Origin of the sequence: Staphylococcus microti (assembly GCF_000934465.1) — a bacterium.
Lineage (GTDB): Bacteria > Bacillota > Bacilli > Staphylococcales > Staphylococcaceae > Staphylococcus > Staphylococcus microti.
The window spans coordinates 1-334 of record NZ_JXWY01000152.1; the positions used below are offsets into that span (position 1 = coordinate 1).

A 334-nucleotide genomic window follows, 5' to 3' on the forward strand; every position below is an offset into this window, starting at 1 on the left:
ATGTGCCTTTGTAACTCCGTATAGAGTGTCCTACAACCCCAACAAGCAAGCTTGTTGGTTTGGGCTCTTCCCGTTTCGCTCGCCGCTACTCAGGGAATCGATTTTTCTTTCTCTTCCTCCGGGTACTAAGATGTTTCAGTTCTCCGGGTCTGCCTTCTTACATGCTATGTATTCACATGCAGATAACACGACATAACTCGTGCTGGGTTTCCCCATTCGGAAATCTCTGGATCACAGCTTACTTACAGCTCCCCAAAGCATATCGTCGTTAGTAACGTCCTTCTTCGGCTTCTAGTGCCAAGGTATTCACCGTGCGCCCTTAATAACTTAATCT

General features: G+C 47.0%; 1 rRNA gene. It reads right to left on the reverse strand.

The features are described 5' to 3' along the window. Window positions 1-333: ribosomal RNA gene (locus TP70_RS10905) — 23S ribosomal RNA — on the reverse strand; the annotation flags it as partial. Between the last annotated feature and the right edge of the window lies 1 nt (window position 334).